Annotated in this window: 15 protein-coding genes; all 15 read left to right on the top strand. The window is 53.5% G+C overall.

Annotation, left to right across the window (positions count from 1 at the left end):
* Positions 1-21 precede the first annotated feature (21 nt).
* The 15 genes from KJW29_RS18805 to dgoD all read left to right on the top strand — a co-directional run bounded on the left by KJW29_RS18805 (position 22) and on the right by dgoD (position 21,529).
* The gene (locus tag KJW29_RS18805) at positions 22-3,102 is read left to right on the top strand and encodes a glycoside hydrolase family 2 TIM barrel-domain containing protein (RefSeq protein WP_343222603.1); all 3,081 of its coding nucleotides are present in this window, start codon (positions 22-24) and stop codon (positions 3,100-3,102) included.
* Positions 3,103-3,238: 136 nt separating this feature from the next.
* Positions 3,239-5,599: a glycoside hydrolase family 2 protein gene (locus tag KJW29_RS18800; protein ID WP_209071874.1), complete on the top strand. Its 2,361-nt coding sequence runs from the start codon at positions 3,239-3,241 to the stop codon at positions 5,597-5,599.
* A 121-nt stretch (positions 5,600-5,720) separates the two neighbouring features.
* Positions 5,721-6,818, top strand: a complete 1,098-nt coding sequence (locus tag KJW29_RS18795; protein WP_087568977.1) for a CoA transferase — start codon at positions 5,721-5,723, stop codon at positions 6,816-6,818.
* A 42-nt stretch (positions 6,819-6,860) separates the two neighbouring features.
* Positions 6,861-7,994, top strand: a complete 1,134-nt coding sequence (locus KJW29_RS18790; protein WP_087568976.1) for a CaiB/BaiF CoA transferase family protein — start codon at positions 6,861-6,863, stop codon at positions 7,992-7,994.
* Positions 7,995-8,004: 10 nt separating this feature from the next.
* Positions 8,005-9,180: an ABC transporter substrate-binding protein gene (locus tag KJW29_RS18785; protein WP_246608280.1), complete on the top strand. Its 1,176-nt coding sequence runs from the start codon at positions 8,005-8,007 to the stop codon at positions 9,178-9,180.
* A gap of 5 nt (positions 9,181-9,185) precedes the next feature.
* Positions 9,186-10,361: a CaiB/BaiF CoA transferase family protein gene (locus KJW29_RS18780; RefSeq protein ID WP_087568975.1), complete on the top strand. Its 1,176-nt coding sequence runs from the start codon at positions 9,186-9,188 to the stop codon at positions 10,359-10,361.
* Between the two features lie 4 nt (positions 10,362-10,365).
* Positions 10,366-11,139: an enoyl-CoA hydratase/isomerase family protein gene (locus KJW29_RS18775; protein ID WP_087568974.1), complete on the top strand. Its 774-nt coding sequence runs from the start codon at positions 10,366-10,368 to the stop codon at positions 11,137-11,139.
* A 29-nt stretch (positions 11,140-11,168) separates the two neighbouring features.
* Positions 11,169-12,635 carry an aldehyde dehydrogenase gene (gene aldA, locus KJW29_RS18770; RefSeq protein WP_087568973.1) on the top strand — a complete coding sequence of 489 codons (1,467 nt, stop codon included), beginning with the start codon at positions 11,169-11,171 and terminating at the stop codon, positions 12,633-12,635.
* A gap of 72 nt (positions 12,636-12,707) precedes the next feature.
* On the top strand, positions 12,708-13,598 hold the full coding sequence (locus tag KJW29_RS18765) for an MBL fold metallo-hydrolase (protein WP_087568972.1): 891 nt from the start codon (positions 12,708-12,710) through the stop codon (positions 13,596-13,598).
* 4 nt (positions 13,599-13,602) lie between these two features.
* Entirely contained in the window at positions 13,603-16,068 is a 2,466-nt protein-coding gene (locus KJW29_RS18760; RefSeq protein WP_087568971.1) for a glycoside hydrolase family 2 TIM barrel-domain containing protein, read from the top strand.
* Between the two features lie 140 nt (positions 16,069-16,208).
* Positions 16,209-17,039 carry a fumarylacetoacetate hydrolase family protein gene (locus KJW29_RS18755; protein ID WP_087568970.1) on the top strand — a complete coding sequence of 277 codons (831 nt, stop codon included), beginning with the start codon at positions 16,209-16,211 and terminating at the stop codon, positions 17,037-17,039.
* 3 nt (positions 17,040-17,042) lie between these two features.
* A complete protein-coding gene (locus KJW29_RS18750; RefSeq protein ID WP_087568969.1) occupies positions 17,043-18,095 on the top strand; it encodes a zinc-dependent alcohol dehydrogenase in 1,053 nt (350 codons plus the stop codon).
* Positions 18,092-19,090 (top strand): phosphotransferase family protein, encoded by a 999-nt coding sequence (locus KJW29_RS18745; protein WP_214625730.1) that lies wholly within the window; start codon positions 18,092-18,094, stop codon positions 19,088-19,090. The genes KJW29_RS18750 and KJW29_RS18745 overlap by 4 nt, the downstream gene beginning before the upstream one ends.
* The gene (gene eno, locus KJW29_RS18740; protein ID WP_214625729.1) at positions 19,077-20,381 is read left to right on the top strand and encodes a phosphopyruvate hydratase; all 1,305 of its coding nucleotides are present in this window, start codon (positions 19,077-19,079) and stop codon (positions 20,379-20,381) included. The genes KJW29_RS18745 and eno overlap by 14 nt, the downstream gene beginning before the upstream one ends.
* The gene (gene dgoD / locus KJW29_RS18735; protein ID WP_087568966.1) at positions 20,381-21,529 is read left to right on the top strand and encodes a galactonate dehydratase; all 1,149 of its coding nucleotides are present in this window, start codon (positions 20,381-20,383) and stop codon (positions 21,527-21,529) included. The genes eno and dgoD overlap by 1 nt, the downstream gene beginning before the upstream one ends.
* Positions 21,530-21,534: the final 5 nt, after the last annotated feature.

Here is a 21,534-nt window from a genome sequence, read left to right as displayed (position 1 = left end):
AATAGTCTAACTATTATAGGAGTGATACCTTTGTTGGAAATCGATAAATATTGGGAAGATCCCCGTACACTGCACATAAACCGCGAGAAGCCAAGAGCTTATTATATTCCGCATGCGGATGCCGATGGAGCTGCCTCCCGGAAGAGAGGGCGCTCTCCTTATTATCAGACCTTAAATGGCGCTTGGAAATTCCAATACTACGCCAGTGTGGAGGAGGTTCGCGACAGCTTCTATGAAGCGGCCTATGATGCAGGAAGCTGGTCCTCCCTATTAGTCCCCTCCTGCTGGCAGAATAACGGCTACGACGGCATGCATTATTCCAATCTGAACTACACCATTCCATGCGACCCTCCCTTTGTGCCGGACGACAATCCCGCAGGGCTGTACATTCGGGAGTTCAACCTCTCACCGGATTGGACGGAGAAGGAAAAATATGTGGTGTTCGAGGGTGTGAATGCGTGCTTCTATCTATGGGTGAACGGAAGCTTCGTCGGCTATAGCCAAGGAAGCCGGGTGCCTGCCGAGTTCAACATCAGCAAGCACCTTGTCTCTGGCGTTAACCGGATGGCGGTTATGGTGCTGAAATTTTGTGATGGCACTTACCTCGAGGATCAGGATTTATGGAGATATACGGGCATATTCCGGGATGTCTATATGCTGGCGAGGGATAAGGCGCATATTCGCGACGTGTTCGTGCGTACAACGCTGCTGAACGGCGACCGTGAGGCTCAACTGAATATCGAGCTGGAGATGGCCGGCGGTGCCGTTGTACAAGCTGTTCTGCGAGATCCAAGCGGCCTTGAAATAGCTGCGGCGCAAGGTGAAATAGGGCAACAAGGGGGACAGCTTCATATGCAGGTGCTGGACCCGCAGCTCTGGAGTGCGGAGCAGCCGGTGCTGTATGAGCTGCTTTTGTCCTCGGGTGAAGAGGTGCTGCGCTTCAGCGTTGGCTTCCGCCGAGTGGAGATTCAAGAGGGCGTGTTCCAGATCAATGGCGTTCCCGTGAAGCTGAAGGGCGTCAATCGCCACGATTCCCATCCAAGCCTTGGCCAGACCATTCCTCTGCAGCATATGATTCAGGATCTTCAGGTGATGAAGCGGCACAATATCAATACCATTCGGGCATCTCATTATCCCAATGATCCCAGATTTCTGGAGCTCTGCAATGAATACGGCTTCTATGTAGTGGACGAAGCGGACCTGGAGTGCCATGGGCTGGCTATCGCCGATAACTGGGACAATATGGCCAAAGGGCTTGGGATGCAATCCTATACGGACTTCCATGAGCTGTCCAACAATCCTGATTGGGAGGAGGCCTTCGTCGATCGGGCGGTTCGCATGGTGGAGCGCGATAAAAACAACCCTTGCGTGGTGATCTGGTCGATGGGCAACGAGTCGGGATACGGTCCTAATCATATTGCCATGGCGAAGTGGACGCGGGAGAGGGACAGCGCAAGGCCTGTTCATTATGAAGGAGGGGCCTCCCTGTACCTGGGTCATCCCGATACAAGCGCGTTGGACATGGAAAGCCGCATGTATGCATCTGTTCCGGAGATTGAAGCCTATGCCAAGGATGAGTCGAAGCTGAAGCCGCTGTTCCTGTGCGAATACAGCCACGCCATGGGCAATGGCCCCGGCGATTTGCTGGACTACTGGAAAGTCATCTACGCCGAGCCAAAGCTGATGGGCGGCTGTGTGTGGGAATGGTGCGACCACGGCATTGAGAGGGAAACCGAGCATGGCGAAACGTATTATGCGTACGGCGGCGACTTCGGCGAGAAGCCGCATGACGGCAATTTCTGCATTGATGGCCTGGTAGCTCCCGATCGTACGCCGCATACCGGCCTGCTGGAGCTGAAGCAGGTCATAGCGCCTGTTCGGATGGATGCCGTTGAGCTGGAGAAGGGCCGGCTGCAGATTCGCAATCTGTATGACTTCGTGGACCTCTCCCATTTGGTCTTCTATTGGAAGGTGGAGCGTGAGGGCGTGATCCTCCAGCAAGGCGAGCTTCGGGACTTGCGAACGGCTCCGCATACCGGAGAAGTGGTGGAGCTTCCGCTGCAACCGAAGCTGTTCACTCTGGATGCGGTTAGCTTGACCATATCCTGCTGCCTGGAGGAGGAAAACGTGTGGGCGGAGCGTGGGCATGAAATCATGTTCCAGCAATTTGAGCTGACGGCAAGTGTTGGCAGCGGTGCTTCCAAGCTATTTGAAAACAAGGCCTCTCATACCTCCATCCAAGTGCTGGAGGTGGAGCGTAAGCTCCTTATTACTGGCTTTGACTTCAGCCATTCCTTCGATCTGCGGAAGGGTATGCCGGATCAGCTGACAAGGCACGGGGTGGCGCTGCTGGAGCAGCCTCTATCCTTCAATATGTGGCGAGCGCCTCTAGATAACGACAGACCGCTGGTCGCGAGATGGCAATATGAAGGGCTGGAGCATGCCGGCATGAAGGTGTATCGCTGTGATTGGGAGCAGCGTGCCGAGGGCGAGGTTGTCGTGACCGTTGAGTTTTCCCTGGGTCTCTACACGCGTAAGCCTATTGTGCGAGGGTCAGCCCAGTGGCTGTTCGATGCCCAAGGCGCGGTAACGGTGAAGGCAAGCGCAGAGGTGAAGAAGGAGATAGACTTCCTGCCTCGCTTCGGCTTGCAGCTAAGATTGCCGGCAGCCATGAATACGGTGGAGTATGTCGGTTATGGACCGCATGAGAGCTATGTGGACAAGCGTCAGAGCGTACGCAAGGGCAGATATGTACAGCGCGTTGAGGAAATGGGCGAGTCTTATATTATGCCGCAAGAGAACGGCTCCAGATGGGGCACGGATTGGGCTGTCGTATCCAATGAGCTGGGCATGGGGCTGCTGCTGGACGGTACAGAACCCTTCTCGTTGAACGCTTCCCGTTATTTGCCTCAGGATCTGACGGCAGCCAAGCATACGTATGAGCTTCAGCAGAGGAAGGAAACGATCGTTCAGCTCGATTACAAGATGAGCGGGGTAGGCTCGCACTCATGTGGTCCCAAGCTGATGGATAAGTACCAGCTGAAGGAGAAGCAATTTGATTTCCAATTCACCTTAAGACCTGTGTTTAAGGAAGATGAGTAAAAACGTATTGACGCCTAGCCTATCCAACTGTATAATCAACTAAAAACGGAACAATGTTCCGAAAATAATTAAAAAAACAAAATTTTCGGATTGTTGTTCTGTATTAAAATATGGACCTATAATGGGAGGTTATGGCATGTCACGTGTAGTGAAAGATTTAAGCGGCAAGCTCTGGCAGATGGAGAAGATGAGAGTAGGCGAAGGGGAACGAGAAGGGTTCCATATCCTTCCGGCAGAGCGGCAGGGTGTTATATTCAGCTGGAATTATGCTTCTGTGCCAGGGGATGTATACACGGATTTGCAGCGCGCTGGTGAATTGGAGGATCCTTACTTCGGTCGCAACATGCACAAGGCCAAGTGGGTGCAGGAATATGAGTGGTGGTACATTCGCAGGTTCAACGTCTCGCAGGATATGAAGGGCAAGAAGGTGCATCTGGAATTTGAAGGCGTTGACTACAGCTGCACCGTATGGCTGAACGGCCAATTGCTGGGCAGTCATGAGGGCATGTTCTCTCCTTTCTCCTTCGAGGTCAGCCAGTACCTCAACTTTGATGAATGGGCTGGCGGCTCCAATCAGCTGGCGGTCAAGCTGGACCCGCCGCCGAAGAATTTCCGCAATGTCGGCGGCAAGAAGGTGAACTTCTCTGGCGATTATTTCACCGGCCTGGTGCCATTCGGCATCTGGCGTCCCGTACGCCTCGTGGCTACTGAGGATGTGCGCATTGTGAATTATCGCACCGAGTCCGAGCTTAAGGATGGGGGCGCTGCCGTTCATGTGGAGGTTGAGCTCGACAATATGGCTGCAGAGTCGGCAACCGTCCAGCTCCAGATCGCGTTGAAGGGCCATAATTTCGAATCTGAGACGATCACTCGTACGGTGGAGGCAGAGGTTCAAGCCGGCAGCCATACTGTGAAGGCAAGTGTAGACGTTGCGGACGCTAAGCTGTGGTGGCCTTGGGATATGGGCACTCCGAATTTGTACGATATGGCAATTACAGTCCGGAAGAACGGTTCGGAGCAGGATCGTGTTGAGGACAGAATCGGTATCCGTACGATTCAGATGGAGAAGAATCCAGGCTTCACCGAAGCGGAGTCGGAATATCCGTGGACCTTCGTTATTAACGGCAAGCGCCAATTCCTGCGCTCGGCATGCTGGGGCGGCCAGCCGTCCTTCCTGTATGGACGGAACAGCACGAAGAAATATGAGCATCTGCTTCGTCTGGTGAAGGAGAGCAATATCAACAATCTGCGTATCTTCGGCTGGCATCCGCCGGAAATTCCGACCTTCTATAAGCTGTGCGATGAGCTCGGCATTACAGTGTGGACGAACTTCACGTTCTCTACACAAGCCTTCTCCAATGAGCCCGCATTTGTAGACTCGGTAGCGAAGGAATGTATTGAAATTGTGAAGCTTCGCCGCAATCACCCCTCCAATATTTATTGGATGGGCGGCGAAGAGGTGTTTTTCACAGATGCTCATATTGAGAGCGGCAACAAGGAGCTCATGGAAGCGATCGGCGTTGCCATTGGGGCATACACCTCCGTTCCTTACGGGCTTGCATCGCCGCTTAGCAATGAGTTCGGCCAGAGCATGGGCTTCAAGCCCAAGGAGTCCCAGCACGCCAACGAGCATTATTACGGCGGCGGCCGAAGCTTCATGGAGGAATATTACCCGGCTCTGGATTGCTCCATCATTCCGGAATTGACGGCGGCGTCGGCGCCATCTATCGAAAGCCTGAGGAAGTTTATTCCGGAGAACGAGCTTTGGCCGATGGGACCAAGCTGGGGCTACCACTGGGCCGATATCCACATTCTCCAAGGACTGAACATTGAGGTGTTCGGCGATAAGAGAATGGATTCACTGGAGCAGTTCGTGGAATCGACTCAAATCGCCCACGGCACGATTCTGCAGTTTGCCCTTGAATTGTACCGCAGACGGAAGCCTCGTATGAGCGGCGTGTCACTCTGTCACTTCATTACGCACTGGCCTGACATCAAGTGGGGGCTTGTCGATTATTATGGTCAGAAAAAAATCAGCTTCGACTATGTCAAGAGGAGCTATCAGCCGCTTCTGCCAAGCTTGGCATTCGCGAAGAGAAGATGGAACCCGGGCGAGACGTTCCAAGGCGAGCTGTGGATTGTGAATGACTACCATGAGGCCTACGGGGACACCGAGCTGGAATGGACGCTAAGCAATCATAAAGGCGAGGTTGTACAGAGCGGAACGATAGAGGCGCAAGTCGCTTCTAACAGCTCCGCCAAATTCAGCGACATTGCATGGAAGGTGGATGCTGACGCGGCAGGCGAGTTCTCGGTTGCGCTGACGTTGAAGCAAGGCGGCAGCGTGCTGGCCAGCAATGCCTACAAGCTGCTTATTGGCGATCAGGCCGAAGCGAAGCGCATTTGTATCGAGCATCTGGACGAAAGCAACAAGCTGCGCGATGAATATGGCCACAGCTATTACCGCTACAACCCTGAGCTTTGGGAGCTGGAATAATATCGGCAAGCGGTTGAATAATTATCGATTCTTGAGGGAGTAAGGGATGAACATGCGACTACGTTTGTTCCATCCCTTCCCCTGTTTCTTGGAAGATTGTAACGGCTCAGGAGGGGATGGCTTGCTTCCATTAGAGGGTTTGCTCGTTGTGGAATACTGCACGCAGCTTGCCGGTCCCTTCGCGGGGTTAAGACTGGCTGATCTTGGGGCGCGTGTCATCCGAATCGAGGGGACGGAGGATGAGCCGCTTCCGCTCATCAGCTTGTACCGCAACAAGGAGAGATTTCAGTTCTGCGTCGCCACTGGAGGAGAGCATGCGAAGCTGAGCAAGCTGATTGCGGAAGCTGATGTTCTCATCGAAGGGCCGCCTGCAAGCGGGTTGCAGACAACGCTGCTCCCCTATGAGAGAACGCAAGCGCTGAATGCCAAGCTGATCCATGCCAGCATAACGGGTTATGGCCGGAAAGGAGCCTGGAGTGCGAAGCCGTATGATGACTTGTTCGTCCAGTCACTCACGGGCATGCCTTGGCTGAGCGGAAATGCCAATGATCCCCCAATCCCATTCCCGCTGTCCACGGTGGAGATGTTCGCAAGCGCAAATCTCGTGCAAGGCATTCTGGCCGCTCTTGTGCTCCGTTCCAAGTCGGGGGAGGGAATGCTTGTTGAGGTTAGTCTGCTGGAGTCGGCGATTGATTATCAATTCGAGGTGTTGACGACTCATCTTAATGATGGAGGACAGTTGCCGCAGCGAAGCTCGTTAAATAATGCCCATGCTTATCTGGCGGCTCCATATGGAATCTATGAGACGGCTGATGGGTATTTGGCTCTGGCTATGGGCTCTGTGCTGGAGCTGGGCGCGCTGCTGCAATGCGAAGCTTTGGCCCACTATGAGGATGTTGCCAGCTGGTTCTTGAGGCGGGATGAAATTAAAGGTCTGCTCGCCGATCATCTCAGAACCAAAGCGGCTGCGGACTGGGCGGAGGACCTGGTAGCGGGCGGCTACTGGTGCGCCGTGGTTCAGACGGTTGACGAACTGCTTCAGCACGAAGGCTTCCTAGCCTTGCGGAATATACAGCAGGTGCAAGCGGAGGAGCGAGGCTTATTCCTTACGCCTTATTGTCCCATTCGATTCGACAACAACTATATGGGAAGTCGCCGTGGAGTTGGGCAGGCGGGCATGGACAACGCCAGGCTTGAGGCGGAATTTCAGCTGCTATAGCCGCAGCAGCTGCATATTAAGTTGAAGCGAGAGTGATACATCATGATGCCGAGACCGCTGGAGGGCTTGCTTGTGCTTGACTTCAGTCAATTCCTGTCTGGTCCTTATGCAGGCTTGCGATTAGCGGATTTGGGCGCGCGAGTCATAAAGATTGAGCGGCTGGACTGCGGGGATTTGTGCAGAAGGCTGTATATTTCGAATTTGGAGCTGGATGGGGACAGCACGCTGTTTCACTCCATCAATCGGAATAAGGAAAGCTATGCTGTCGACTTGAAGTCCGAGACTGATCGTTGCAAGGTGCGGAAGCTGCTGAGCCATGCGGATATGATGGTTCAGAATTTTCGGCCGGGTGTCATTGAGAAGCTTGGTTTCGGCTATGAAGAGGTGAAAGCCATTAATCCGCGTCTCATCTACGGCTCTATTAGCGGATATGGAGGGAACAGTCCACTCCGTGATAGACCTGGACAGGATCTGCTGCTCCAGGCGCTCACGGGGCTGCCCTGGCTGCACCGAGACAAGTCGAGACGGGTGCCTATCCCATTTGGTCTTGCCATTGCAGATATGATAACCGGAGCCCACCTTGTGCAAGGCATGCTGGCGGCTCTTGTGCGTCGATCCATCCAAGGCAGCGGCGCATTTGTAGAGGTCAATATGCTGGCATCCACCTTGGATGCCATGCAGGAGATCTGGGAGGAAAAGTGGATGCCGGATCGAGGCTCTAGCTTACCTGTCGAAGGAGCAGAAGGATCGGAGTCCATCCGCTGGCTGAAGGGGCTGTATCCAACAGCTGCAGGCTATATTGCGCTCGGCGATATGCCTCTTCACACATTGGCCCAGGCGATTGCCCCTCACTTCACCTTGGATACGCTCGGCGAAGCTACGGCTGCCCGCATGGAGGAGCTGCTGACAACACGTCCTGCTCATTATTGGAGCGTTGAACTGCAAAAGGCCGGCATTCCTTGCGAGGAGCTGCTGGATTGGATGCAGCTTATGCAGGAGGAAGCGTTCAGAGAGCTGCGTATGACGCAGGACATCTATCGAAGCAACGGAGCCCGTATGACGGCAATCTCCTGTCCCATCAGGTTGAACGGCCATCGGCTGCAGTCCTCTAGAGGAGCGCCGCGTATTGGAGAGCATAACGCCGTTGTTGAATCGGAATGGAACATTACACGTTGAAGAGATGGTGATGAAATTGAAATTAAAAGGAATGACATGGTCTCATGAGCGCGGCTTGAACCCATTGGCAGCCGCCTCTGAGGCGTTCCGCAAGCTGGAGCCTAACGTCGAGATTGAATGGGACGCGCGTTCTCTGTCTGATTTCGAGCTGTATCCGCTGGAGCTGCTTGCAGATACCTATGATCTCATTATGATTGATCACCCCCATATAGGAACAGCAGTTGCGAAGGGACTGCTGTTGCCCTTGAATGATCGGGTAGAGGAGGCTTTTCTGAAGGATCAGGAGCTTCATTCGACAGGATTAAGCTACGCCAGCTATACGTATGAAGGCAAGCAGTGGGCGCTGCCTGTGGATGCAGCAGCTCAAGTCAGCGCCTACAGACAGGATTTGCTGGATCAGGTCGGTCTATCGCCTGCCCGAAGCTGGAGCGACGTGCTCGCCATCGCCAAGAAACTGCCCAAAGGGCAGTCAATTGGCCTACCGCTTGTGCCAGTGCATGCGTATTCAACTTTCTTCACGTTATGCGCGCAGCTGTCGAACCGGGCCTATTGGAGTGAAGGTCTTGATCTTCCTATGGAGGTAGGCGAGCAGGCGCTTGCGCTTATGGAAAGCCTGATGCCGTATGTACATTCGGAATCGGTGCATCAGGATCCCATTCAAATGCTGAATCTTATGGGTACCAGCAATGAAATAGCGTACATTCCGCTTATCTACGGGTATTCCAATTATGCGAGAGTCGGCTTTCGACCGTACCTGGCGAGCTTCGGCAACATTCCATCTGACAGCGGCGTGCCAAGCGGCAGCATGATTGGCGGTGTAGGGCTTGCGATTTCGTCGCAATGCCGGCATTCTGACATCGCTGCCAGTTTCGCCGTTATGGTCGCTTCACCAGAGTTCCAGCGCACCTCGTTTTTCCTGAATGACGGTCAGCCAGGCCATCGGGAGGCATGGCTGGACCCCGAGGTGAATCGTCTCTCCGGCGGCTTCTTCAAGAACACGCTGGACACATTGACACACGGCTCCATGAGACCGCGTTTCCATGGCTATATCAGCTTCCAGAAGCAGGCTGGCAATCTGATTCGGTACCGCCTGATGAATCAGGCGCCGGAGCGGAGAACGGTTATTCAAACCTTAAACGAAATGCATATACAGGTTAGACGAGAGCATCAGGAAACGGGGATGTGAGCAGAATGAAGCTGCTGGAGGATATTGTTGTACTGGATTTCAGCCAATATCTGGCAGGTCCTGTCTCAGCGCTTCGGTTAGCCGATTTGGGGGCGCGAGTCATCAAGATCGAAAGGCCGAACGCGGGTGATGGAAGCCGCCAGCTGACATTGTCAAATCTAAGGGTAGACGGAGAGAGCACCGTATTCCAGTCTATGAATCGGAACAAGGAAAGCTATGCTGCCAACCTGAAGGACCCCTCTGATCTCGCAAAAGTAAAACGGTTGATCCAGCAGGCGGATGTCATCATTGAAAATTTTCGCCCCGGCGCTATGGAGAAGCTCGGTCTTGACTATGAATCGGTCAAGGCGCTGAATCCTGGCATTATATACGGCAGCATTACTGGCTACGGCGTGGAAGGCCCTTGGAAGAACAAGCCGGGTCAGGATTTGCTGGTTCAATCTATGTCCGGCTTAGCCTGGCTGAACGGCGACGGCGAGCAGCCGCCTGTTCCCTTCGGATTAGCAACAATTGATTTGCATACCAGCTCCGTATTTGTTCAGGCATTGCTGGGCTTGCTGTACAAGCGAGAGAAGACCGGTCAGGGCGGACTAGTGGAGATCAGTCTGATGGAGGCGGCTCTGGATTTCCAATTCGAAGTGCTGAGCGCTTATATGAACAAAGAGCCGAGAGAGCTGCCCAAGCGAAGCAGGTTCCGGAATGCCCATGCTTACCTTGGCGCGCCATATGGCATCTATGAAACAAAGGATGGCTATATCGCGCTGGCTATGGGCTCCATTCTGACATTAGGCGAACTGCTGCAGTGCGAAGAGCTGCTCGTCTATACGGAGCGGTCAGCTTGGTTCGATGAGCGGGACACCATTAAGGGAATATTGAATCGTCATCTGAAGACGAGGTCGACAAAGGAGTGGCTCGATATTCTCGAGCCGGCCGATTATTGGTGCGCTGAGGTGTTCGATTGGGAGCAGACTCTTCAGCATGAAGGCATCAAGGTGCTGGATATGTTCCAGGAGGTCGTAAGGCCAAGCGGCGAGGTGTTCAAGACGACGCGTTACCCGGCAAGGGTGAACGGACAGCTGCTCAAGCATGAGAAAGGAGCGCCTCCAGTCGGCGAGCACACGGTACGAATTAATAGGGACTTCGGTCTTGAGGGTTCGGTGGACAACGATGGAGGGAGGTAAGTCGATGGACAACAACGATATTCGATATGAGGTTGACAATTATGTAGGAACGATTACGCTTGCCAGACCGGGCAAGCTGAATACCGTCACGCGGGCGATGGGCGAGCGGCTCAGCGAGCTTTGTCAGGGGATCAACAAGGATAAGGGCGTACGAGTCGTCGTTCTCACCGGCGAAGGCGAGAAGAGCTTCTCCGCCGGCAGCGACATTGATGTGCTGGATGATTACGGAAGTCCATGGGATCTGCGTAATCGAGATGATTATTGTATGGCGATTCGCAGCATTCGCAAGCCTGTCATCGCTATGGTTAATGGGTATGCCATTGGCGGAGGACTGGAGCTTGCGCTGCAGGCCGATATTCGTATGGCGTCATCCAATGCCAGGTTCAGCGCAGCTGAAATTAAGCTGGGCTGGATCGGAGGCAGCGGAAGCACGCAGTTGCTTCCGAGAATTGTAGGTGCAGGCAAGGCTGCGGAGATGGTGTTGACGGGGAGGCTGTTGTCAGCGGAGGAAGCTTTGCGTTGCGGATTGGTTGAGCAGCTCGTGGAGCCTGGTGAGCTGAAGAAGCTGGTCTACGAGACGGCAGGCGCCATCGCGGCATATAGTCCAATCGCTGTTGAGAACGCGAAGCTTGCACTTCGAGCGGCCATGAATATGCCGCTTGACGCAGGCCTGCAATATGAGAACAGCCTGTTCTCCTTCTGCTTCACGACAGAGGACGCGCAGGAGGGCAAGGCAGCCTTTAAGGAGAAGAGAGCTCCGCAATTCAAGGGCCAATAATAATAGAAGCGAAAGGGAGATGGAGCACAATGATGAAGGGCAATCGCAATGGACAAGACTATTATCGTTTATATATAGACGGTCAATGGGTGGAGGCATCATCGGATCGGCTGATTGAGGTGCAGAACCCGGCGAATGAAGAGGTGATTGGACGGGTAAGCGATGCCTCTGCCGAGGATGTGCAGAAGGCGCTGGAATCGTCCGAGCGGGCGCAGCAGGCGTGGCAGGCGCTGCCTGCCGTGAAGCGTGCGTCTTATTTGGTCAAATTGGTGGAGAAGGTGAAGGAGAAGCGCGAGTTCCTAGCCAAGCTGCTGGTGATGGAACAGGGCAAGACGTATCGTGAGGCGCTCGGAGAAGTGGAAGATACGATGGCTTATATGATGTTCGCCGTGGAATCCGCCAACAAAATTAAAGGCGATATTCTTCCTTCCAATAAGGAAGGCGAGATGCTGCAGATTCGCAAGGTGCCATATGGCGTCACTATTGGCTTATGCGCATGGAACTATCCGCTGGCCTTGATCGGCAGGAAGCTTGGACCGGCGCTTGTGACGGGCAATACGATGATCATTAAGCCGCATGAGCTTACGCCAATCGCTTCGGCCGAGTTTTTTAACCTGATTCATGAGGCAGGCTTCCCTCCTGGCGTTGCGAACTTCGTGACAGGCACAGGCGCGGAGGTGGGACAGCTTCTGGTGAGCAGCCCAATTACGAAGATGGTAACGGTAACCGGCAGCGTACGCGCGGGTCAGCAGATCTACAAGGCGGCTTCCGACAACATTACCGCATTGTCTCTGGAGCTGGGCGGCAAAGCCCCGTTCATCGTATTGGAGGATGCTGATATTGACCAAGCGGCGGCAGCGGCTGTCTCAGCCCGATTCGCGAACTGCGGGCAGGTATGTGTGTGCAATGAGCTGGTGCTTGTTCACGAGAAGGTGGCCGAAGCCTTCACAGCCAAGCTTCTGGAGCATATGAAGGCTATTAAAGTGGGGGATCCTTTCGACAGCACTGTAACGATGGGGCCTAAGGCGAATGGCAATGATCTGCAAAAAATTGACGACATTGTTCAAGAAACGGTAGCCCAAGGCGCCAAGGTAGCCTTTGGAGGCAAGCGTCCTAGCGGCGGCATCTTCGATAAGGGCTATTGGTATGAGCCGACTGTCCTTGTTGATGTGAAGCCGGACATGGCAGCTGCGCAGAAGGAGATATTTGGCCCGGTGCTGCCGATTGTAAAAATTAAAAGCTTCGAAGAGGCTATCAAAATTGTAAATGCAAGTGAACTAGGCTTGGCCGCCTATCTGTTCACGAGCGATATCAAAAAGATGATGCACGGTACTGACGTCATTCAGGCAGGCACTGTATTCGTCAACCAAGGTATGTCGGGCTGCATGCAAGCCTACCACAGCGGTCACAAGCTGAGCGGTCTTGGCGGTGAGGATGGCGAATATGGACTTGAGGGGTACATGCAGAAGCGAACTGTTTTCATTAATTATAAGTAATTGTCGTCAGATTGGCCTGCGGTCTACCGACCGCAGGCTGATTCCTTATTAGGAATAGGTGGTGAAGGATAAATGCTGCAAGGCTCGCGCATACGAGCTAATGAGAGGCTGATTGACGAAATGAATGCAACAACTCCGCCTTACGGCACCCTTGCGATCTGGCTGCTGGGCCAGGAGAGCATTGTGGTGAAGGGGGACGGCATCCTTCTCTACTTCGATCCCTTCGTATCCGATGATGTGAGGAGCAAGTTGGGTCTCCAGCGATTGTATGAGCCGCCGCTTGTTCCAGCCGATATTACGAATGCTGCTGTCAGTCTCATTACGCATGACCATGAGGATCATCTGGATGCCGGTACGATGAAGGTTATCTGTCATAGCAGCCCGGACAGCCTTGTTGTCGCTCCCAAATATTGCGCCAGCACGATTGTGGAACTTGGCTTTGCGCCTCATCGTGTCTTCAATGCCCATACAGAGGAGCCTCTGTCGCTGCTTGGCGATCAGCTTCAAGTATGGTCTATACCGGCCATGCATGAGCAGTTCGAGGTTGACGCTGGCGGGGAGCATCGGTATGTCGGATACGTCATCCGATTGAATGGCGTGACCCTGTATCATGCGGGAGATACGCTGGTCTATGACGGATTGGCCGCACGGCTGCGGAGTGCGTGCATAGATGTAGCCTGTCTGCCTATTAATGGACGCGACTATTATCGCGCCAGCCGGAATATTGCCGGCAATATGAATTATCGGGAGGCAGCGGAGCTGTCTTGGGAGATTGGCGCGGACACCGTGATCCCTCTTCATTATGATACGTTCGATTGGAATACAGAGAAGCCGGGCTCGTTCGTGCAGTATGTATACGAGCAGTATCCGGAGCAGAAGTGTCATCTGTTGGCGCGCGGGGAACGCTTCATCTATGTGTCGAGCTTCGCATTTATGAATGAGAATGAACCAAGGGAGAGATAGCGAGATGAGAGGAATTCCTTTTATACAGGACTGGAAGTTTATGCTGGGGGAGCCGGAGTCTCCCCATTTGCTGGCAACGGATGATACCTCATGGCGAACACTGGATCTGCCCCATGATTGGAGTGTGGAGTTCCCGTTTGATCAGGAGAAGGGGGAAGCCTGCACCGGCTATCTGCCCGGGGGAATTGGCTGGTATCGCAAGCGCTTCACGTCCACGCCTGAGATGATCGGAAGCAAGATCATCATCAACTTCGACGGCATCTATAATCGGGCAAGCATCTATTGCAACGGGCAGCTTGTACGGTTCCATCCCTACGGCTATTCGCCATGCCTGGTGGATATAACGGATTGCCTGCATGCTGAGGGCGAGGACAATCTCATTGCGGTGAAGGTCGATCATTCCCGCTACGCGGACAGCAGATGGTATACGGGCTCCGGCATTTATCGGAAGGCAGCCATTCATATTATGCCTAAGCTTCATATCCCCGTGTGGGGCACCTATTACACGACGCCGGTCGTCGATGATGCGTTTGCTGTTGTACGTGGGGTCATCACCTTGCGGAATGATGAAGCGGGCCTGCAGCAAGCGGAACTGATCGGCAGCCTCTTCGGACCGGATGGTCAGCTTGCAGCCAAGGAGAGAGTGAGCTGCTCTCTGGCAGGTAATCAATCAGAGGAGCTTCAGATGGAATGGAAGATTCCGAATCCGGAGCGATGGGAAATTCATGATGGCAAGCTGTACCGCGCAATTGTTGAGGTAGTGGGAGACGGACGGACCATCCAGACGGTAGAGGATCGTATAGGCATACGAGAGTTCCGATTCGATGCCGACAAAGGCTTCTTTTTTAATGGAAGGAACACGTTAATTAAAGGGGTCAATCTGCATCATGATGGCGGGCTTGTTGGCGTGGCGGTGCCTCTGGATGTATGGAGACGCAGGCTGGAGACGCTGAAGGCATGCGGATGCAATGCCATCCGGACAGCCCATAACCCAGCCTCGGAGGACTTCCTGGATCTATGCGACGAGATGGGCTTCCTGGTGCAGGAGGAGTTCTTCGATGAATGGGATAATCCGAAGGATAAGCGCAGCAACGGCGGGGAGCAGCGGGTGGATTATATTACGCGGGGGCATGCCGAATATTTCCGCGAGTATGCCAAGCAGGATCTGCAGGACACGGTGCTGCGGGACCGGAACCATCCTTGTATTTTCCAATGGAGCATAGGCAATGAAATTGAATGGACGTTTCCGAAATATAATGAAGCGACCGGCTACTTCGGCATGAATGCATCTGGCAATTATTTCTGGACACTTCCGCCGAACAGCAAGGATAAAATTCGCGAGATCATTCAGGGGCTGCCAAGAGACGCCTATGACATTGACAAGACAGCCCGGCTCTTGACACGCTGGACCAAGGAGCTGGATACAACGAGACCCGTTACAGCGAATTGCATTCTGCCCAGCGCAAGCTACGAAACGGGCTATATCGACGAGCTGGATATTGCAGGGTACAGCTACCGCCGGGTGATCTATGATTACGGACATCAGCATTATCCCGACAAGCCGATACTGGGAACGGAGAATGTAGCCCAGTGGCATGAATGGAAGGCGGTGCTGGAGAGAGAGCATATTCCAGGCATCTTCCTCTGGACAGGCATCGATCATATGGGCGAAGCCATTCAGAAGCCTTGGCCGCGGAAGGGCTCCAATCTTGGTCTGCTGGATTTCGCCGGGTTCCAGAAGCCTTCCTATCATATGTTCAAGAGCTTATGGAATGAAGAGCCGCATGTCCATCTCGTCACGCAGGCTTTGGAGGAATCCTTGTATCGCCTGAATGAGGCCGGTGAGCTGGTGGAGAAGGTGCCTGGCGGCTGGCAGGAGAGAGTGTGGTTCTGGCATGACGTAAATTCCCATTGGAACTATAGGGATGGAGAGTTGGTTGTGGTCGAGGTATATTCCAATTGCGAAGAGGTTTCCTTGTATTTGAACGACACCTTGCTTGCCGCCAAACGCCTGGAGCAGTTCGAGGACCATATCTACAAATGGGCAGTGCCTTATGCCGCAGGAGGGATGCGAGCTGTCGGCAAGCGAGCCGATGAATCAACCTCTGCCAGTATTCATACGGTAGGCCCTCTTCATACCATTCAGCTGCTTGTGGACAAGGACACCCTCCAGATTCATCCCGATCATGTCGTTCATGTAACCGTTCAGCTATTGGATGAACAGGGGCATGCCATTACGAACCAAAATGTTGAGCTTGCCTTCGAGGTGGAGGGTGAATGCCGCATTCTTGGGGTAGACAATGGCAGCCCTGACAATGTGCAGCCTTATCAGAGCACAAGCCTTGTGACAGAGCTGGGCAGAGGACTGCTCCTTGTACAGGGCACCAAGCCAGGCGAGCTTGCGATAAAGGCGATTTGCACTTCTATCCAAGCCGTATCCAATACCTGTAAGGTTAAAGTTGTCGAATAGGCCTCGCGCGAGTCGATAGAAACTTGTTTCGATTTTAATCGGAAAAATCCAACAATATGGCGAATTGTTTCAATTATTTGCGGGATAAGCCGTGATACGATTCTATTATCAATTCGATATCCCATGAGGAGGCAACAAGAATGAAGCTGGTACACATTCAATTAGAGGGCAAGTTAACCTGCGCGGTTGCGGGAGAGCAAGGGATTCTGCCGATTGAAGCGAGCCTGGAGGACGTTATTGCCGGAAGGGCTGATGCAACGGAGCTTGCCGCTGCAAGCCATGGTGAGTGGCTGCCGGAGCAAGAGGTAGTGTTCGCACCCTCCATACCGGCAGGGAAAAAAATTATTTGCATCGGTCTTAATTACAAGAAGCACGCGGAGGAGGCGGGACTCCCCGTACCTCAGGTGCCTATTCTGTTCAACAAATTCTCCAATGGCCCCGTCGGACATGGAGCGGAAGTGGGGCTTCCCGCTCAAGCGGTCAAATACGATTACGAGGCTGAGCTGGGCATCGTGATCGGCAAGACGGCCAGAAACGTCAAACAAGAAGAAGCGCTGGATGTCGTATTCGGCTACTGCAACGTCAATGACCTGTCTGCGCGTGATCTTCAGATGCGTACGAGCCAGTGGATGCTTGGCAAAATATTAGACGGCTTCTGTCCGGCTGGCCCTTATCTTGTCACAGCGGATGAAGTAGGCGATCCCAACGTGTTGGATATTAAGCTATATCTAAACGGGGAGCTGCGGCAGAGCTCGAACACGAGAGACATGATTTTCACCGTTCCAGAAATTATTCAATACATCTCCCAATATATGACGCTGGAGCCTGGCGACCTTATTCTTACCGGGACGCCTGAGGGCGTGGTGGCCGGTTATCCGGAAGAACGTCAGGTTTGGCTGAAGGACGGGGATGTCGTCACCGTTAAAATTGAGAAGCTCGGAGCCTTGACCAATGTCATGAAGGGATGCTGATCGATGAAAGCCTTGGTTATCCGCAACCCGCATCATATGCAACTGGAGGAGATGGAGGCCCAGCCGTTAGGTCCTCATGATGTTCGAGTTCGATCCAAGGCCGTCGGCATCTGCGGGACGGATCTCGAAATTTATGAAGGGCAGATTTCCTCCGATTTCGTGAAGTATCCCGTTATACCTGGACATGAATGGAGCGGAATAGTCGTAGAATGCGGCACCGAGGTGACAAGCGTCAGGCCAGGGGACAGGGTCATTGCCGAAGGCTTATTGTCATGCGGCAGCTGCGCCTACTGCCGAGAAGGTCGGACGAATCTCTGCCATCAATATGATCAGCTTGGCTTTACCCGCCCTGGCGGCGGGGCGGAGTTGGTCATTGTTCCTGCCCGAGCCGTCCATCTTATCCCGGCTGAAGTCTCCTATGAAGCTGCTGTATTAATCGAACCGGCTGCGACGGTGCTTCGCGGCATTACGAGAACGCCAATTCAGCCTGGAATGAAAGCGGTTATTATTGGACCTGGTACGCTTGGTTTGTTGACCGTACAGCTATTGAAAGCTTTCGGCGTGGATTCCATCTGTCTGATCGGACGGAGGAATGAGCAGTTGGAGCTAGGACGAACAATCGGCGCTTCGCATTTCGTCAACAGCCGCATTATGGACGTGCACGCCGCCATCCAAGTATGGACAGAAGGGCAAGGCGCTGACCTCATTGTCGAGACATCTGGCAGTGAAGAGGCGGTCAGGCTTAGCATGGAGCTGGCGCGCAGCGGAGGCCATATTGTGCTGACTGGTGTCGCTGGAACAGGCAAGAAGCTAGTCGTGGAGAGCGATTATATGATGCTGAGAGATTTGACTGTGCATGGCATCTTCTCCTATACGACGAAGTCCTGGCATCAAGCGCTGAAGCTGTTGGAAGCCCACAAGCTGGAGCTGGAAGTGCTTATTACGCATCGCTTCTCTATTGACCAATACGAGGAGGCTTTTGAAGCGCTGCGGAACAAGACGAAGCCAACAGTCAAAATCGTCATGCTACATGATGGAGAGGAGTTGGCACCATGATTCTGGGGTCTGCAAACGAGGTGAGAGCTTACCTGCTGAGTGTGGAGTGGCTGACCGCTGACGAGCCGAGTGTCATTACCGAACTTAGCGGAGGCGTAAGCTGTCAGGTATGGAAGATTGTAACAGTCCGGGGGCGATGGGTGTTAAAGCAAGCTCTTCCTCAGTTAAAGGTTCAATCGGAATGGTTCTCAGATGTAGCTAGAATTGAACGGGAGCAGGAGGCGATGCTCGCCATGTACCCCCTGCTGGATGTTGGTCAAGTTCCCTCAATCGTCTATCAGGATAAGGATGCGTATCTATATATGATGACCTGCGCGCCAGAAGGAGCGGTAACCTGGAAGTCACAGTTGCAGGAGGGACACTTCAGGACAGAAACGGCAGAGGCTGTCGGAAGGATGATGCGGAGGATGCATGTGGCAAGCCGAAGCCTTCCGATGGAGAGCATCGATTCACTTCAGGATATGAAGTATTTTGATGAGTTGCGCATCGATCCGTTCCATAATGAACTAGCCAGGAAATACCCTGAGCTGCTTGGCCCTATTGAGGACTTGAAGCGGGAAGTGACGGAGGTTGGCCGTTGCTTTGTGCATGGCGACTTTTCGCCCAAAAACATACTGGTTGCGGGATATGATGAGGTCATATTACTTGATTATGAGGTCGGACATTGGGGCAATCCGGTGTTCGATCTGGCCTTCTGCATCGGCCATCTCGTGCTGAAGGGAATAGCCTATGGACGCGAGGAGGCCGCGCAGCGCTGTATTGAAGCGTTCCTTAGAAGTTACGGTGCTGTCCCTCCAGGACTCATGAAGCATCTAGGCCTTATGCTGTTGGCAAGGATAGATGGCAAATCGCCAGTGGAGTACATCACGAATGCCGCGATGATGGAGCATGTAAGTTGGTTAAGCAAGCAATGGTTGTTAAGTTCGAGCAAGGAGCAGGCAAGAGAAGTAATTGCGCAAGGTTTGGGAGTGAGGGTCGGCCATGGCCAAAATTAAACATGTTATCGGGAGAGAAATACTGGATTCACGGGGATACCCAACCGTAGAGGTCGATGTTGTCCTGGAGAGCGGACATCGCGGGCGTATGATGGTCCCGTCAGGCGCATCGACAGGCAGATTCGAAGCATGGGAACTTCGGGACGGCGAGCCTGCACGCTTCCAGGGCAAGGGAGTACGGAAGGCCGTTGACCATATCAATCATGAGCTGTCGAAGGCTGTTGCAGGTGTCGAGGCGGGAGAACATCATATGCTGGATCAGCTGCTTGTAGAACTTGACGGCACGCCTAACAAGTCGAGAGTGGGGGCCAATGCGATTCTTGGCTTATCCTTTGCAGCAGCTCATGCCCAAGCGGCAGCCGAAGGCCTGCCCTTGTATCGCTATTTCGCCAACCGGTTTCTAGCTGAAGGAGATACGCCTGCTCTACCGCTGCCTATGGTCAATATCATTAGCGGTGGTTTGCATGCCGGGGGCAATATTGATATTCAGGATTTTCTCATTATGCCGGTAGGAGCTTCCTCCTATCCGGAGGCTCTGGAAATGATATCTGCCGTTTACTTCCGTACGCAGCGCTTACTAGCAGCCAAGGGCTATCAATCCCGCCTGCTCGCGGATGAAGGGGGATTCGGACCTGCCCTTGGCAGTCATGAAGAGGCGCTGGATATATTGTGCGAGGCGATCGAAGCATGCGGCTATAAGCTGCGAGATGATATGGCGATTGCACTAGATGTTGCAGCCTCCCATTTCTACGAAGAGGATAAGGGTATATACCGGCTGGGAGCGGATCATCGAATGCTGCAGTCCGAAGAAATGGTAGCGCTGCTGGAGTCATGGGTAGACAGGTATCCCATCATCTCAATTGAGGATGGATTAGCGGAAGAGGACTGGAGCGGCTGGGTGCTGCTTACGAAACGTCTTGGCCACAAGATCCAACTGGTGGGAGACGATCTATTTACTACCAACCGGGAGCGAATTCAGAGAGGAATTCTGGAGAAGGCGGGCAACGCTGTTCTTGTAAAGATGAATCAAATCGGTACGTTATCGGAGACTGTGGAGGCGATCAAGCTCGCCGAATCCTCGGGCTTGTTAACCGTTATATCTGCTCGATCCGGCGAGACTGAGGATTATACGCTGGCGGACCTTGCAGTGGGGCTGAACGGCGGTCAGATTAAGATCGGCTCTGTAGCTGGTTCCTCGCGGCTCGCCAAATATAATCAGCTGCTCCGAATTCATGAAGATATCGGCAGGCATTATGCGGGAAGGGCCGCATTTCAAGGGAGGTTCGAGTAATGAAGATAACGGATATAGAGCTGTTCCAGATTGAGCCTAGATGGCTGTTTGTGAAGATCAGCACGGACACGGGCTTGGAGGGCTGGGGCGAGCCCATTCTGGAAGGCAGGGCCTCCACCACCAGGGCGGCGGTTGAGGAGCTGAAGGATTACCTGATAGGGAAGGATCCGCTGAAGATCGAGGATCTCTTCCAGGTCATGTACCGCGGCGGCTTCTATCGGGGCGGTCCCATCCTCATGAGTGCGATCTCAGGTATCGAGCAGGCATTATGGGATATCAAGGGCAAATACTACAACGCGCCGATCTACGATCTTCTTGGCGGCTCGGTACGCGACAAGATCAAGGTGTACGCCTGGATTGGCGGAGATCGGCCAAGCGATGTGAGCAATCATGCACTGATGCAGGTTGCCCTGGGCTTCAAGGCGCTGAAAATGAACGCAACAGAAGAACTTCATTATATAGACGATTATAGGAAGATCGACCAGGCCGTTGAGCGGATGCAGGCTGTGCGGGCTGCGGTGGGGCCGGATGTCGGCATTGCGGTTGACTTCCATGGCAGGGTGCATAAGACGATGGCCAAGATTCTTGTAAAGGAGCTGGAGCCGTTCAGACCTATGTTTATTGAGGAGCCTGTGCTGCCGGAGCATAACGAAGCGCTGAGGGACATTGCTAGAATGACGAATACGCCGATTGCAACGGGCGAGCGTATGTATACGCGCTGGGGCTTCAAGCAGCTGCTGCAGGATGGATATGTAGATATTATCCAACCAGACCTCTCCCATGCAGGCGGTATTCTGGAGACAAAGAAGATCGCAGCTATGGCGGAAGCATACGATGTCAGTCTGGCGCCGCATTGCCCGCTTGGACCGATCGCGCTGGCCTCATGCTTCCAGGTCGACAATTGCACGCCGAATTTCGTTATTCAGGAGCAAGGGTTAGGCATTCATTATAATCAAGGCAGCGATGTTCTCGGCTACTTAAAGGACCCGGATGTATTCCAATATGAAGCGGGTTATGTGCGCATGTCCGGCAAGCCTGGCCTCGGTATTGAAATCAATGAAGCTGCGGTCAGAGAAGCGGCCAAAAAGGGGCATAACTGGCATTCCCCTATCTGGCGCAACGAAGACGGCTCCTACGCGGAATGGTAAATAAG

The organism is Paenibacillus agaridevorans (assembly GCF_018604145.1).
Lineage (GTDB): Bacteria > Bacillota > Bacilli > Paenibacillales > Paenibacillaceae > Pristimantibacillus > Pristimantibacillus agaridevorans.
This window is presented reverse-complemented; position numbering and strand designations above follow the sequence as displayed.